Genomic DNA, 15,844 nt, shown 5'->3' on the forward strand with positions numbered 1-15,844 from the left:
CTTATACCGCCTTGTTGGGATCGAAGGCATCGCGTACGGCTTCGCCGATAAAAATCAGCAGCGAAAGCAGCACGGCCACGGAAAGAAAGGCGGTGATGCCCAGCCACGGAGCCTGCAGGTTGTTCTTGCCCTGCAACAGCAGTTCGCCGAGCGACGGCGACCCCAGCGGCAGGCCGAAGCCCAGAAAGTCCAGCGAGGTGAGGGTGGTGATGGAGCTGCACAGAATAAACGGCAGGAAGGTGAGCGTTGCTACCACGGCGTTAGGCAGCATATGGCGGAAGATGATTCCCCGGTCGCTCACTCCAAGCGCCTGCGCGGCGCGGATATAGTCGAAATTACGGGTGCGCAGAAACTCTGCCCGCACCACGCCTACCAGCGCCATCCAGCCAAACAGAACGGTGATGCCCAGCAGCCACCAGAAGCTCGGCTGCACCACGCTGGAAAGCAGGATAATCAGAAACAGCGTTGGCATACCAGACCAGACTTCGATGATACGCTGACCCCACAGGTCAATTTTCCCGCCGTAGTAGCCCTGAACGGCACCGGCCACCACGCCCATTACGCTGGAGAAGATCGTCAGCATCAGCCCAAAGAGAATAGAAATCCGCGTACCGTAGAGAATGCGCGCCAGCACGTCGCCGCCGTTAGCGTCCGTCCCCAGCCAGTTTTGCGCAGAGGGCGGAGAAGGGAAGGGGGTCGTGGTCGCGAAGTTAATGCTGTTGGCACCAAAGCGCACCGGCGCCCAAAGGGCCCAGCCGTGCTGTTCGATCTGCTGGCGCAGCCACGGATCCTGATACTCCGCCGGCGTCGCAAACGGGCCGCCGAAGTCACTTTCACTGTAGTTAGCCAGTACCGGCACATACCAGCGGTCGTTAAAGTGCACCAGCAACGGTTTGTCGTTGGCGATCAGCTCTGAACACATGCTCAGGACAAACAGGACAGCAAAAATCCACAGCGACCAGTAGCCGCGGCGGTTATGGCGAAAACGGGCCCAGCGGGCCTGGTTAACGGGGCTTAAACGCGGCATCAGCGGCCCTCAAAATCAATTCGGGGATCGACCAGCGTATAGCTGATATCACTGACGATATTCAGCAGCAGGCCAATCAGGGTGAAAATATAGAGCGTGCCAAACATTACCGGATAATCGCGCGACACGGTGGCTTCGTAGCCCAGCAGGCCGAGACCGTTAAGTGAGAACATCACCTCAATCAGCAGCGAGCCGGTAAAAAACATGCTGATGAACGTGGCCGGAAACCCGGCAATCACCAGCAGCATGGCGTTGCGGAAGACGTGTTTCCACATAATTTGCTTCTCGCTGACCCCTTTGGCGCGGGCGGTCACGACATACTGCTTGCGAATTTCATCGAGAAACGCGTTTTTGGTCAACATGGTCAGAGCGGCAAACCCGCCGATCACCGTTGCCAGAACCGGCAGCGTGATATGCCAGAGATAGTCGGTGATTTTCTGGTACCACGGCAGCGTGCTGAAATCGGCGGAGACCAGCCCCCGCAGCGGGAAGATGTCGAAGTAGCTGCCCCCGGCAAAAAAGACGATCAGCAGGACGGCAAACAGAAACGCCGGAATAGCATAGCCGATGATGATAAAGGTGCTGCTCCAGATATCGAAGCGGCTGCCGTTATGCACCGCTTTACGGATCCCAAGCGGTATAGAGACCAGATAGATAATCAGCGTCCCCCACAGCCCCAGCGTGACCGAAACCGGCAGGCTTTGCTTGATCAACGTTAACACGGACGCACTGCGGAACAGGCTATCGCCAAAATCAAAGCGGATATAATCCCAGAGCATCTTGAAATAGCGCTCGTGAATTGGCTTATCAAAGCCGTAGCGATGGGTGATCTCGGCGATCACCTCAGGATCCAGCCCGCGCCCGCCGCGGTAGTGGCTTTCACTGATATTCCCCACGCCGGTGCGCGCATGGCTCGCGCCCATACCTTCTCCGCCGCCGCCGGGCATGCCGCCGCTGTTGCCAAACTCAATGGCGGCAATAGCCTGATCGACCGGGCCGCCGGGAGCTATTTGCACGATAAAAAAGTTAATGGTGATAATGGCCCACAGCGTGGGAATGACCAGCAGAAGACGGCGTATTAAATAGGCACCCATGATAATTCCTTATCGCCGCTCGGCGGGCAGTCTGGCGGCTTTATTTACGTCATACCACCAGGTGTCAAAGCCCAGCGAATAGACAGGGCGCACGGCAGGCACGGAGAACTTGTCCCAGCGTGCAAGCCGGTCTTCGCCCATATACCACATCGGTAGCATGTAGTAGTTCCAGGTTAAGACCCTGTCGAGGGCGCGACCGAGCGGCAGAAGTTTTTCTTTATCGCCCTGCGCCGCCACAATTTTCGCAATCAGGGCATCAATCGCCGGGCTTTTTACCCCGGGCGCATTGTAGGACGAGTCGATGTAGCTGGAGGCCCAGGAGATTTGCAGGTCCGAGCTGGGCCACGGCTGCGCGGGCCACAGGCGCTGCATCATGTCGTAATCACGGCTGCGCATGCGGTTGGTGATCTGCGCGTTATCAACCTGACGAATATTCATGGTGATCCCCAGCCGCGCAAGGTTGTGTTTAAACGGCAGCACCCACTGATCGTTGCCGCCGGAGGAGAGCAGCAGTTCAAAGCTTAAAGGCTTGCCGGTTTTCGCATCGACGCGCTTCTGATTCTTCAGCTGCCAGCCTGCCTCATCCAGCAGCTTGCTGGCCTTCAGCAGATTGTCGCGGTCGTACCCGTCCCCTTTTGAAGCGGGCGGCTGAAACACCGTGGTAAATACCTCCGGCGGCACGTCCGCTTTCAGCGGCGCCAGCAGGACCAGTTCGTCGGCTTTCGGGTAATCCCGCGCGGCATATTCGGTGTTCTGGAAATAGCTGTTCGCACGGCTGTACGCCCCGTAAAAAAGCGCTTTGTTCATCCATTCAAAATCAAAGGCCAGGGAAATCGCTTCCCGAACGCGGCGGTCTGTAAATACCGGGCGCTGAATATTAAATGCCAGCCAGCGCGTGTCCTGGGCGGATTCGTTTTTATGCTCGTCTTTCACGATGTAGCCTTTCGTGAAGTTTTTGCCGATATAGCGGGTCGCCCAGTTTTTGGCGCTGCTCTCCACGCGTAAATCGAATGCGCCGGCCTTGAAGGCTTCAAACGCCACGTTATCGTCGAGGTAGTAGTCATAGCGAAGGGTGTCGAAATTCCAGCGCCCGCGGTTTACCGGCAGGTTAGCCGCCCAGTAGTCTTTCACGCGGGAATAGACCACGTACTGCCCCATGCGCCAGTCGGTAATGCGGTAAGGGCCGCCGGCCAGCGGTGGCGTGGAGAGCGGGTCGCTTAACTTATGGCTTTTCCAGAACGATTCAGGCATAACCGGCAGCGAGAACAGGCTGAGCATATTCTCTTTGTTCGGTTCGCTCAGCTCGATGCGTACGGTGAGCGGCGCAATGGCGCGCACCGTTGTGCCTTTATACACAATGCGGAACTGGGGAACGCCTTCGGTCATAAATTTATGAAACGTAAAGGCCACGTCGCTGGCCCTGACCGGCGTGCCGTCGTGAAAGCGGGCCCGGGGGTTTAGGGTAATTTCGGCCCAGGCGAAGTTATCCGCGTAGCGCACGTTATCGGCAATCAGCGGGTAGTAGCTGCCGGGCTCATCATCAGACGTCACAAAAAGCGTGTCGTAGAGCGATTCTGTTCGCGCCGCGGCCACCCCGCGCAGGGCGAAGCGGTTAAAGTTGTCGAACGTTCCCGTCGCCGAGAGCGTGACCTTTCCACCCTTAGGGGCGGCAGGATTGACGTAATCGAAGTGCGTAAAATTGACCGCGTATTTGGGCTCGCCAATCACGGCGAACGCGATGTTCTCTTTGATGGTTTGCGCCTGGCTGGACAGGCTCACTACTGCCAACCAAAGCAACATAAAGCGCATAAACATCTCGCGGCGGCTCCCTCTTTTACAGACCGGCTCAGTAAAGCTGAATAATAAGTGACGCCACCGGCAATGTGAAATTATTCACCGTCAGGCGACAGCGTATTTTGCCACGTGCGGAACTGCTCCAGCGGCATCGGGCGGCTAATCCAGTACCCCTGCAGGTAATTAACCCCATGCTCGCGCAGCCAGGCCGCCTGTTCCGGCGTTTCCACCCCTTCCGCAACGGTCGACATATTCAGTCGTCTTGCCAGCGTCAGTACGGCATCCAGCACCGGGGAGGTCACGGTTTCTGTGCCAATGGCGTTGACGAAACCACGGTCGATTTTCAGGTAGTCCATGGTGAAATGTTCAAGATAAATCAACGCGCTGTGGCCGGTGCCGAAATCGTCGATGGCAATTTCAAACCCTTCGTTATGCAGCCATTCGAAGAGGCTGTTAGCTTCCCGATGATTAAGCATGTCGCGCTCGGTAATTTCCAGTACGATCTGGAAGTAATCAGGCGGCAGCAGGGCTTTGAAGGTGCGCATATCGTCTTTGAAGCTTTCCGCATGCAGATGCCCCGGCGCGATATTAATGCCCACTTTCGCACCCGGCGGCAGCACGGTCTGTAACACTGGCGCATCGTGAATAATCAGGTCAAAAAGATGCAGCGTCAGCGGGACAATCAGCTTCTGCGCTTCGGCAAAATTGATAAAGGCGTCCGGCGGGATCTCACCCATGGTCGGGTGCTTCCAGCGCATCAGGACTTCAAGCCCGGTCATCCTGAGCGATTTGGCATCGACAACGGGCTGATAAACCACATAGAACTGGCCGCGCTTGATGGCGCTCAGAATTTCTTTGCCCGGGTTGAGGCGCGTGGTAAGGATGTAGAAGTTCAGCGACCCTGCCGCAATCCCGCATACCAGCCCGAAGAACAGGGCGTAAAGTATCTCATCGCTCGTCCATTCCTCGGCGTACAGGTTGATGGTCAGAGGAACGTCTTTGAGCGTCGCGGTGCGCGCGGGCGTCTCGTGTAAATCCTGCGCCCTGACGAGGGTGCTCGATCTGGTGGATAACGCATTGTCGCCGATGATAATCGCGATACCTGCAAACTCGTCCTGACGCGCGGTATAAAGCAGGTACGGCGTCAGGTTAAGATTCACTGAGGTGAATACGCCGCCGTCTTTCACGAGCGGGTTACGATACCAGATGGCAATCGCGGGCTTATTGGGCAGCATGGGGGTGCCGGGGAGCAGCGCGACATCAACCTGCTTGTTGATGTGCAGCTCGGGGATCAGCTCCTCCATCGGGGCATTCATTGGACCTGTGGCTGACGAGCAGAACGCCATTTTGTCTCTGACCAGCAGGAAGGCACGCACGTTGAGGCTGAAGGCTGCGCGCGAGGTCAGCTCCGCGTTAACGTCCTGGCAATTATTGAGCGTGAGCGGCTGGAGCACGTCGATCGAGGCTTTTAGCTCGTCAAAATAGCTATCCATGTAGATGCTCACATCCTTGATTAGCGTATCGAATCGAATTTCCCGCTTGTGGTAGCTCCAGAGAAATTGCAACGAACCCAGGAGCAGGGCGGCAATCAGGCCGGTAATGATACTGAGGATCAGTATCTTTCGATGACTGGAAAAGTAGCGGGTGAGCATAAACGTCGTGGTTCCTGAATTGCCGCTGATAGTATTCATTGTAACGGGCAAAAAAAAACACCGCCGAAGCAGTGCTTTTTTTTATTGTATCGCCAGCCAAGGGATAACCAACGATACAATCATCATATTAACTGCGGGTCAGTACGCGTCGCGCTTCGTTGTAGCGCTTCTTCCAGTACGGTTCATTCATGCTGGAAATAGTCACACCGCTGCTGGTGGAGGCATGTACAAACTGGTCGTTACCAATGTAGATACCCACGTGTCGACCTGTCGAACCCGCACGGAACAGAACTAAATCGCCGGTGCGCAGTTTGGAACGTGAAATCGACTTGCCCATCTCCTGCTGTTCGTAGGTCGAACGCGGAAGGTCTAACCCAAATTGTTCACGGAACGTACGCTGTACAAAACTGGAACAATCAATGCCTTTTTTGGTACTGCCGCCAAGACGGTAACGCACGCCTTTCCAGTCAGCATACTGGTCCATAATGCGGGACTTCACGTCCAGATTACGTACCATATTTTCAAATTCATCCTGAGAGGCTTGCAGTGAAGAGGCGTCTTCCATTCCCACAACACGCGTCTCAGGATGCATATTCTTTGCGGTGTTCGATGTACTACATGCAGATAACAGTACCGCGACTGCTATCGCCGGGATCCCCCGTAAGATATATCTCAGAAACGGTTGAGATTTGACCATTTTGTTTATTTTCCCTTGAAGTCCTTAACGACAAATATCGTTATAAAAATGCCAAACGTGACGAGACTAATTATCTGTTCACAATGAGACAATTGTTTCTGGCGACATTTGTGGCGCAGCGCACAAAATTATTCACCATGGAAATAATTATCCCTATGGGGCAAAACGAGTTCGAGATTAACCGATTGCCTGGGGTATTGCGAGTAAAAAAAGCCTTTTTTTATAAGAAATTGTGATACAGAAAGTAAAAATCCGTAAATGCTCAAAATAGCGGCAGATCCATAGCGTAATCGCGCAATTGCTTCATTTTTATCATGAATACGATGACGAGAATATGACAGCGAGGAAGGATCGTGGGAAGCGCTCTATCAGGGATCGCTATGATCCCCGAGCGTTAACGTTAAAAAACGTTGATTATTTGTTTAATACTTGTTTCTTTCTGCGCGGGAGGTGGCGATCGAAAACAGCGATCAGGCGATCGCTCAACGGCGTCATCAAAACCCACGGCAGACCAATCAGCACCGCGGAAAGGGAACCCACAACAATATCAGTTAGCCAGTGAGCGCCGATCATTACGCGCGGAAAGGCAAATATCACCACAATAAGCAGGGCAATAGCGAACGCTTTCTTGCCGAAATAGCGCAGCATGAACCCAGAGAAAATAAGCAGCATCATGCCGTGATCGCCCGGGAAACTGTCTTTCGACGCATCTTTTGTTGGAATATGCAGCAATTCACTCACGCGATAAATATTCGGGAAAGAGAGCGAAGGGCTTGCGCGTTTTACCGGCATCAGATGTTGCGCCAGCTGATTAACGATCACCGCGGTCAGAAGCATCACCAGTCCGATAATCAGGATACGCCGACGCCCTGAATAATCCTCTTTGAGCCAGAAAGAGAGCATCAGGCAGCCCATGGCCAGCAGGGAAAAGCCGTCAAAGGCGCGGTTGTTGGTGATCGCCACCAGCCACAGGAAGGCGTCGCTCTTCACCAGCCCCTGGTTGAAGAAATGAAACAGGGATGAATCCAGCGGGAACCAGAAACCGTGATTCACCGGGATATACCAGGAGAAGAAAAGCGCCAGACCGGCGACATTAAGCAGTAATATCAGGGGAATTCGAGTCGTCATAACGTTCTGCATAGAGTGAAAACTGGGGCAACGTTAGCCGCCCGAACTTAAACGAAGCTTCAACAGGCTGGACTGCAGGGCATTCCAGTCGGCGTTAACCGCACTAATTAACTCTATTCGGCTGTCAGGCGGCGCGACGTTTTGCGTTTCGATAAAGAAATCGTCGCCCTGGCGGTTGATCCTTACCAGCCCGTCTGGCGTGCGCATAATCCCTTTCACGCGGTCGACCGGCGCAAGCCTGGCCCACTCAAGGATGCCAATGGTATCGAAAACGGTATCGGCATCGAAAATCCATCCGCAGGCCTGATACCCCTGACCGCTGTTCAGATTACGACGCCAGCGCTGATGTTCCGGCAGGCTAAGCGCGGCCAGGCCCTGTTTTGCAGGATGGTGATGCGCATGCTCCGCGCTGGCCGGAAGTTCCGTCAGGTTCAGGCGAGGAAGATCCAGCAGGGCGCTGTCAATGTTCCCCTGGGTGGTCTGCACCCGCGTTCGATTGCCGCCGAAATGTTGCCACCACGCGTCCAGCGCGGCCTGGCTTTCCGGCGTGGCGCGATCTTCTTTGTTGGCGACGATAACGTCTGCTGAGGCAAGCTGATCGCGGAAGTTTTCATTGGCCACCGCTTTTTCATCCAGAAGCTGACGCGGATCGAGCAGGCACAGCGTGGCGCGCAGATCGATCCACGGCTCGTAAACCGGGGCGGTCAGTAAATCGAGGATCTGCTTCGGGTGGCCCAGACCGGTGGGTTCAATCAGCAGGCGGTCCGGTTTACCCTGACGCAGCAGCGTATTGAGACCCACCTGCATCGGCAGGCCGTTTACGCAGCACATGCATCCGCCGGGGATCTCTTTAATCATCGCGCCGCTGGATGAAAGCAACGCGCCATCAATGCCCACCTCGCCGAATTCATTGACCAGCACGGCCCATTTCTCTGCGGGATCTTTATTTGCCAGCAGATGAAGGATTGAGGTGGTTTTACCGCTGCCGAGAAAACCGGTGATGAGGTTGGTTTTGGTCACGTGCGCTCCGCAAGAGAATTGTGATGCTATAACACTATGCTCTTATCCTGGCGAAAAACGGGCGCAATGAGAAGGGGGAGGGCGAACGGAGGCGATATCCGTTCGCATTAAGCGCAATAATCGCTAAAGATTTAACGTTTCTATAACTGCCTGACGTGCGCCACGGCGGGCGATGCGCTGGTAGGCCTGGCTGACAGCCTCTACAAAGACGCTATTCTGCGCGAGATCGTGACCAAATACCTCACTTAGCCCCAGCAGCGCGTGGACGCGATCGGTATCGCTGCTGGCGTCGACAATCGCGCGAATTTTATCGCTGAGGGGATCGCGAACGTCAATCGCGTTGCCGCGTTCGTCGAACCCGCTGACGTAGCGCATCCAGCCGGCGACGCCCAGCGCCAGTAGCGGCCATGCTGTTTTACGCTCAAGGTGGACGCGGATCCCATCCAGCATCCGCTGCGGCAGCTTCTGGCTGCCGTCCATCGCGATTTGCCACGTACGGTGCTGTAGCGCCGGGTTAGCAAAACGCTCAATCAGACTGTCGGCGTAAGCCTTCAGGTCGACATCCTTTATGCGCAGCGTGGGTGCCTGCTCATCCAGCATTAACCGCCGGGCGGCTTCGCGAAAGGTGGTGTCTTCCATACACTCATTAATATGCGCGTACCCGGCGAGATACCCCAGATACGCCAGGAAGGAGTGGCTGCCGTTAAGCATGCGTAATTTCATCTGCTCCCATGGCAGAACGTCCTGCACCATCTGAACGCCTGCGGCTTCCCACTCAGGACGTCCGGCGACGAAATTATCTTCCACTACCCACTGAATGAACGGTTCGCAGCTGATGGCGCACGGATCGTCAACCCCGAGCGCGTCGGCGATTTCCCTGAGCGAGGCCTCCGTCGCGGCGGGAACAATTCTGTCGACCATCGTTCCCGGAAAACTCACGTGGCCTTCGATCCACTCCGCCAGCGCGGAAGAACGCTTTTGCGCCATGCCGAGCACCGCGTTTTTCACTACGTGGCCGTTGTCCGGGATATTGTCACAGGAAAGCACGGTAAACGCAGGCAAGCCGCGCTCGCGGCGGCGATTGAGGGCTTCGACCAGGATCCCCGGCGCGGAATGCGGTTCAGCGGGGTTTTCGAGGTCGTGAAGGATCCGGGCGTTTTGCAGATCCAGCTTACCGGTCGCGGGATCGATGCAGTAGCCTTTCTCCGTAATGGTGAGTGACACAATCGCCACCTGCGGCTCACAGAATTTCTCAATAATAGCGGGAAGAGAGTCCAGCTTTGCGTTCAGACATTCATGTACGGCCCCGACAACAATCGGCTGATTTCCTTCCGCGCCTTTCTCCAGCACGGTAAACAGGTGATCCTGGGCGCGCAGCTGGCTCATCAGCACATCGCCGCTGAACAGGCTAATCTCACAAATCCCCCAGTCGCCGCCTTTTTCATTCAGTACCCGGTTTGTTAACAATGCCTGGTGCGCGCGGTGAAACGCACCGAAGCCAAAATGGACGATGCGGGAGCGCAGTTGCTGACGATCGTAGCGCGGTTGCTGAACCTGGGCGGGAAGGGCGGTGGAGGCAATTGTCTTCATGAGATACACACCTGATTAACCATTAATTAACAATGTCAGTGTAAAGTTATATGACAGCAAATAAAATTGGTGAGCCGTAAATATCCCCGTTCTGTGAGTTTGATCAATCAATGTGTGGCGGTATGTTGACCCTTTACGGTAAACATGTATGGTAGTCGTCATTGCAGTACCCCATATTGGTATAACAACTTGAGAGGAAGAGGCAATGGAACAAACCTGGCGTTGGTACGGGCCGAACGATCCGGTTTCTCTTGATGATGTGCGTCAGGCTGGCGCAACGGGTGTCGTTACGGCGCTGCATCACATTCCTAACGGCCAGGTCTGGCCGGTTGAGGAAATTCAGCAGCGTCAGGCGCTGCTGGCGGAGAAAGGATTAACCTGGTCTGTGGTAGAGAGCATTCCGGTTCACGAAGATATCAAAACCCATTCCGGTGAATACCAGACCTGGATTGCGAACTATCAGCAGAGCATTCGCAACCTGGCGGCCTGCGGCATTGATACGGTTTGCTATAACTTCATGCCAATTCTGGACTGGACGCGTACCGACCTTGAATATCAGATGCCGGACGGCTCGAAAGCGCTGCGTTTCGACCAGATTGCCTTTGCGGCATTCGAGCTGCATATTCTGAAACGTCCCGGTGCCGACGCGGATTACACCGCTGAAGAGCAGCAGCAGGCGCTCGCGTGGTTTAACGCTGCCAGTGACGCAGACATCGAAAAGCTGATCCGTAATATTATTGCGGGCCTGCCGGGGGCTGAAGAGGGCTACACGCTGGATCAGTTCCGCGCGCGTCTGGCGGAATACGGCGATATTGATAAGCAGCAGCTGCGTGAAAACATGGCGTATTTCCTGCGCGCTATCGTGCCGGTAGCGGAAGAGGCCGGCGTGCGTCTGGCGGTGCACCCGGACGATCCGCCGCGTCCTATTCTCGGCCTGCCGCGCATTGTTTCTACCATTGAAGATATGCAGTGGCTGAAAGAGACGGTAAACAGCATCTATAACGGCTTTACCATGTGTACCGGCTCCTACGGGGTGCGCGCGGATAACGACCTGGTGCGGATGATTGAAACCTTCGGGGATCGTATCCACTTCACGCACCTGCGTGCGACCTGCCGTGAGGAGAATCCAAAGACCTTCCACGAGGCGGCGCACCTGGGCGGCGACGTGAATATGGTGGCGGTGGTCGACGCTATCCTGGCGGAAGAGGCGCGTCGCAAGCAGGCGGGCGATGTACGTCCTATTCCGTTCCGCCCGGATCACGGGCATCAAATGCTGGACGATCTGCGTAAGAAAACCAACCCGGGCTATTCGGCGATTGGCCGCCTGAAGGGGATGGCGGAAGTGCGCGGGGTCGAGCTGGCGCTGAAGATGACGAAGTATCCGGAGCTTCTGTAACCGGAATTGGGGGGGGGGGGGGGGGGGGCCCCCGCCCCCGCCGGGGGGGGGGGGGGGGGGGGGGTGGGGCCATCAGGCCGCTCGAGCTTCAACGCTCCAGTCCCTTCACATATCCCACCAGCTGATCCAGCACAATCCCCCACCCTTCGTGGAAGCCCATCTGTTCATGCTGCTCACGAATTTCCTTCGTCGGGTGGCGCGCAATCGCCGTGTAGCGGGTTTTGCCCTCGCCCACATCCTCCAGCAGCAGGATCGCCGTCATAAATGGCTTTTCAGCCGGCTTCCAGCCTTCAGTATAGCCGTCGGTAAAGACCAGCTTTTTACCCGGGTCGATTTCAAGAAATACGCCCCGGTTATCCATTCGCTGCCTGTCCACTTCAAACACGGTGTTGAACCGCCCGCCCACCCGCAGGTCAAGGTCGCATTCGGTCACCTTATGGGGAGCAGGAATGAAGAAGTTTTTGATGTGTTCCGGCGTGGTCCAGCAGAGCCACAGCAGGTCGCGCGGTGCGTCTACCACACGCTCCAGTTTTAAGTCAGTTTCAGGATCGAGCGTCACGATATTGTCCTCGTAAGGGAACCCCTTAAAGGATAGCCGGACTCAGGCAAATTTCCCGTTTGCCACCTCTTCCGGTGTGACCACGCCCGTATCCAGCACCCAGCCGCTAATCAGCGAGGCAGGTGTAACGTCAAACGCCGGGTTATAGACCTGCGCGTCTTCCGGCGCCCACTGCACTGCGCCAAAGCTTCCGGCTACGCCCATCACCTCGCTGGCGGCGCGCTGCTCAATCGGGATCGCGTCACCGTTCGGGCAGTCCGGGTCGAGGGTCGTTTGCGGGGCAGCAACGTAGAACGGAATGCCGTGGAATTTCGCCAGCACCGCCAGAGAATAGGTGCCGATCTTGTTCGCCACGTCGCCGTTGGCGGCAATGCGGTCTGCGCCCACCCACACAGCGTCTACCTGCCCTTTCGCCATCAGGCTGGCGGCCATGGAGTCGGTAATCAGCTGGTACGGCACGCCCAACTCGCCAAGCTCCCACGCGGTCAATCTACCGCCCTGCAGCAGCGGACGGGTTTCATCCACCCAGACGTTGCTGACGTTACCGTCCTGGTGCGCGCGGGCAATCACGCCCAGCGCGGTGCCGACGCCCGCCGTTGCCAGCCCGCCGGTGTTGCAGTGGGTCAGCAGGCGGCTGCCGGGCTTCACCAGCGCGCTGCCGGCTTTCGCAATCGCGTCGCAAAGCCGTTTGTCTTCGTCAATCAGGCGCAGCGCCTCGGCCACCAGCGCCGGAACGAAATCTTCCTGCCACAGCGCAATCTTCATGCGGTCGAGGTTGTTCATCAGGTTCACCGCCGTCGGACGGGATGCGCGCAGGGTTTCCAGCGCCGCCGCCAGCTCGTCGCGGCTTTTACCGTTTTCCGCCAGCAGCGCCAGCAGCAGGCTTGCAGAGAGACCAATCAGCGGCGCGCCGCGCACCCGCAGGGCATGAATGTGCCCAACCAGCGCCTCGACCGTCGAAGCATCCAGCCAGCGTTTCTCCTGCGGAAGCGCCTGTTGGTCGAGAATAAAGAGCTGATTATTCGCCACCCGCAGGCTGGTCGTCTGTAATGTCTGCATGTCGTTAATTCCCTGTTGCGTTGTTGTAGCACATTGTGTCAGGATGAAATCCAGATGTATAGACGTCTACATGTCTTTATTAGCAAACTCGTGAGGAGCAGGCCATGTCGCAATACCGTACCTTTACCGCTCAGGACGCCGTGGAGTATGCCAGGCAGTTTGGCGGCCTTGATGACCCATCATCGCTGGTAGAGGCGCAGGAGGTAGGCGACGGCAACCTCAATCTGGTATTCAAAATTTTCGACAGCGCGGGCGTGAGCCGCATCATCGTCAAGCAGGCGCTGCCCTACGTGCGCTGCGTCGGGGAGTCCTGGCCGCTGACGCTGGACCGCGCCCGTCTTGAGGCGCAAACGCTGGTCGAGCACTACCGGCACAGCCCGCAGCACACCGTGAAAATCCACCACTTTGACCCGGAACTGGCGGTAATGGTGATGGAAGATCTCTCCAGCCATCGCATCTGGCGCGGCGAGCTGATCAACAACATTTACTACCCGCAGGCGGCGCAGCAGCTGGGCGAATATCTCGCGCACGCGCTGTTCCACACCAGCGATTTCTACCTGCACCCGCACGAGAAAAAAGCGCAGGTGGCGAAGTTCATCAACCCGGAGATGTGCGAGATCACCGAAGATCTGTTCTTCAACGATCCGTACCAGCTCCACGAGCGCAACAGCTACCCGGCCGAGCTGGAACACGACGTGGCCGCCCTGCGCGACGACGCCCAACTTAAAGTTGCCGTAGCCTCCCTGAAGCACCGCTTCTTCTCGCATGCCGAAGCGCTGCTGCACGGGGACATCCACAGCGGCTCAATTTTTGTGGCCGACGGCAGCCTGAAGGCCATCGACGCCGAGTTTGGCTATTTCGGGCCGATTGGGTTTGACGTCGGTACCGCCATCGGCAACCTGCTGCTGAACTTCTGCGGCCTGCCGGGGCATCTGGGCATTCGCGATGCTGCCGCCGCGCGCGAGCAGCGCCTGACCGATATTCAGGAGCTGTGGAACACCTTCGCGGAACGCTTCCAGGCACTGGCAAACGAGAAAGCCCGCGACGCCGCGCTCGGCGCGCCGGGCTATGCCTCCGCGTTCCTGAAAAAAGTCTGGCATGATGCCATCGGGTTCTGCGGCACCGAATTAATTCGCCGCAGCGTCGGGCTTTCCCACGTGGCGGATATCGACACCATCCAGGATGAAGCCATGCGCCACGAATGCCTGCGCCACGCGATAACGCTCGGTAAAGCGCTGATTGTCATTGCCGACCGCATCGACAGCGCGGAAGAGCTGGTAGCACGAGTGCGGCAGTACAGCTGATTTTTCCCCTCTCCCACAGAGAGAGGAACATTCACAATCATTGACTATAATTTAATCGCAGACTTGTTGTAACTCACTGATTAACAAGTCTATTTAACAGTTGTGCAATCCTATTCGGATGCATACGATTTCAGTGTAACAGCACCCGCAACAACACCCGCTGTTATGCAAATTGTATGCACCGCTTATGCAAAAAGGAGAAAGCAACAATGCGGTTAAATGATAGTGTGATCGGCGGACTACGCGCAAAAGAGTCAGCTTACTATGTTTTCCGGGACGACGGTACGAGGGGAACCGGGCGGTTAGGTATAAAAATTTTTCCTTCAGGCCGTAAATCGTTCGTCTATCGCTTTCAGGTCGGGGGCAAGCGCAAGTTTAAAACGTTGGGAGACTGGCCTCGTTTCACGCTCGAACAGGCAACGCAACGTTATGCTGAATTGGCAGGTATGGCGCACCAGGAGCGTTCTGACGCGATGGGTAAAAAAATGCGTACCGGAACATTGCGCGAACTGTTTGCAGCATTCATAGCGTTTAAATCGCGTTCAGGACATCGCAGTACAATCAGTCAGTACGGCGCACTCTCGGAACAGGTGATCAAATTAAAGCTATTTACAGGCGATGAAATAGCAAATGAGATTACATATGTGCAGATTACGCGCTGTATCCAGCACTGGACAAAGCAAGGTTATATGTCAAGGGCTAAAGAAGTCCGAAAGAAGCTACATGCGCTGTACGAATACGGCGCTGTAGCTGATAATGATCCAATGAGTGATTCAAACTCAAGCGGTGTGCAGTTTCAGATTTCAAATAATCCTGTTCGTAACGTTCAGAACTTTGACGCAGGAACCCCCGGAGAACGTTATCTAGATTTTAAAGAGTTACGATATCTATTAACGCTACTCAATAACGAAAAAAACATACTCCCTCCTGACGTTCACTCTTTAATAGAGTTGGGATTTTATACATGCGGTCAACGCCCCTTTGAATTGTGTCATTTACAGAAAAGTAGATATGTTCCTGAAAATAACAAAATCATACTTGCTAAAGAGTTTTCGAAAACAGGGATAGAATTTGTAATATATCTTTCTGAAAAGGCGAAAGTAGTTCTGGCAAAACAGGCTGAAAGATATCCTGACAGTGATTTCTTTTTCCCCAATGTCAACTTTGATGAACAATTAAAAAAGTATAATAAATAAATAAAAATGAATCCAGTTACTAAAATGGAAAAGCCCACTAAAGGGCTTAATAGTGATGCATGGAAAAAGCATATGAACGAATTCACAAAAAAACATTTCGATCAGTCGTTCACAATGCGCGACATTCGTCGTACATTCAAAACACTTGGAGGAATGTTACACTTCACTGAAAATGAGCGTGATATAGTCAACCAGCACGTAAATAAAACCATTAGTAAAAAACATTATGATAAATATGATTATTTCGTAGAGAAGCGTGAAACAACTTTAAAATGGGATAAAGCGCTTGGAATTTTGTTATCAAAGGATGGGTTACAAAATATAGAAA

The 15,844-nt window shown here is 55.1% G+C and carries 13 protein-coding genes and 1 pseudogene; 4 read left to right on the plus strand and 10 right to left on the minus strand.

What is annotated here, in order from left to right:
* Window position 1 precedes the first annotated feature (1 nt).
* From URZ40_RS15420 to URZ40_RS15455, 8 genes are all read right to left on the minus strand, one after another.
* Window positions 2-1,027, minus strand: coding sequence for an ABC transporter permease (locus URZ40_RS15420; protein ID WP_116338655.1), 1,026 nt, complete (start codon window positions 1,025-1,027; stop codon window positions 2-4).
* Complete coding sequence (locus URZ40_RS15425; RefSeq protein WP_116338657.1) at window positions 1,027-2,121, minus strand: microcin C ABC transporter permease YejB; 1,095 nt, start codon at window positions 2,119-2,121, stop codon at window positions 1,027-1,029. Before URZ40_RS15425 ends, URZ40_RS15420 begins: the two co-directional genes overlap by 1 nt.
* A gap of 9 nt (window positions 2,122-2,130) precedes the next feature.
* Complete coding sequence (locus URZ40_RS15430) at window positions 2,131-3,936, minus strand: extracellular solute-binding protein (RefSeq protein WP_116338659.1); 1,806 nt, start codon at window positions 3,934-3,936, stop codon at window positions 2,131-2,133.
* A gap of 74 nt (window positions 3,937-4,010) precedes the next feature.
* The gene (locus URZ40_RS15435) at window positions 4,011-5,567 is read right to left on the minus strand and encodes a cyclic di-GMP phosphodiesterase (protein WP_316379364.1); all 1,557 of its coding nucleotides are present in this window, start codon (window positions 5,565-5,567) and stop codon (window positions 4,011-4,013) included.
* Window positions 5,568-5,694: 127 nt separating this feature from the next.
* The gene (mepS, locus tag URZ40_RS15440; RefSeq protein ID WP_116338663.1) at window positions 5,695-6,264 is read right to left on the minus strand and encodes a bifunctional murein DD-endopeptidase/murein LD-carboxypeptidase; all 570 of its coding nucleotides are present in this window, start codon (window positions 6,262-6,264) and stop codon (window positions 5,695-5,697) included.
* Between the two features lie 414 nt (window positions 6,265-6,678).
* Window positions 6,679-7,392, minus strand: a complete 714-nt coding sequence (locus URZ40_RS15445; RefSeq protein ID WP_316379365.1) for a phosphatase PAP2 family protein — start codon at window positions 7,390-7,392, stop codon at window positions 6,679-6,681.
* A gap of 33 nt (window positions 7,393-7,425) precedes the next feature.
* Window positions 7,426-8,412, minus strand: coding sequence for a GTP-binding protein (locus URZ40_RS15450; protein WP_163330247.1), 987 nt, complete (start codon window positions 8,410-8,412; stop codon window positions 7,426-7,428).
* Between the two features lie 123 nt (window positions 8,413-8,535).
* Complete coding sequence (locus URZ40_RS15455) at window positions 8,536-10,002, minus strand: fructuronate reductase (RefSeq protein ID WP_316379366.1); 1,467 nt, start codon at window positions 10,000-10,002, stop codon at window positions 8,536-8,538.
* A 205-nt stretch (window positions 10,003-10,207) separates the two neighbouring features.
* Here URZ40_RS15455 and uxuA point away from each other — a divergent pair, with 205 nt between their 5' ends.
* Entirely contained in the window at window positions 10,208-11,398 is a 1,191-nt protein-coding gene (gene uxuA, locus URZ40_RS15460; protein ID WP_320720776.1) for a mannonate dehydratase, read from the plus strand.
* A gap of 88 nt (window positions 11,399-11,486) precedes the next feature.
* On the opposite strand, the gene URZ40_RS15465 is transcribed toward uxuA, so the two are convergent.
* Entirely contained in the window at window positions 11,487-11,957 is a 471-nt protein-coding gene (locus URZ40_RS15465) for an SRPBCC family protein (RefSeq protein WP_316380937.1), read from the minus strand.
* A gap of 42 nt (window positions 11,958-11,999) precedes the next feature.
* Window positions 12,000-13,016 carry an S-methyl-5-thioribose-1-phosphate isomerase gene (gene mtnA / locus URZ40_RS15470; RefSeq protein ID WP_320720777.1) on the minus strand — a complete coding sequence of 339 codons (1,017 nt, stop codon included), beginning with the start codon at window positions 13,014-13,016 and terminating at the stop codon, window positions 12,000-12,002.
* 104 nt (window positions 13,017-13,120) lie between these two features.
* On the opposite strand from mtnA, the gene mtnK reads away from it, so the two are divergent.
* From mtnK to URZ40_RS15485, 3 genes and pseudogenes are all read left to right on the plus strand, one after another.
* Window positions 13,121-14,320 carry an S-methyl-5-thioribose kinase gene (gene mtnK / locus URZ40_RS15475; protein ID WP_320720778.1) on the plus strand — a complete coding sequence of 400 codons (1,200 nt, stop codon included), beginning with the start codon at window positions 13,121-13,123 and terminating at the stop codon, window positions 14,318-14,320.
* Window positions 14,321-14,529: 209 nt separating this feature from the next.
* Window positions 14,530-15,516, plus strand: a complete 987-nt coding sequence (locus URZ40_RS15480; RefSeq protein WP_320720779.1) for an integrase family protein — start codon at window positions 14,530-14,532, stop codon at window positions 15,514-15,516.
* A gap of 24 nt (window positions 15,517-15,540) precedes the next feature.
* A pseudogene (locus URZ40_RS15485) lies at window positions 15,541-15,844 on the plus strand (hypothetical protein); the annotation flags it as partial.

Origin of the sequence: Enterobacter sp. 296B2 (genome assembly GCF_034106185.1) — a bacterium.
Lineage (GTDB): Bacteria > Pseudomonadota > Gammaproteobacteria > Enterobacterales > Enterobacteriaceae > Enterobacter > Enterobacter cloacae_N.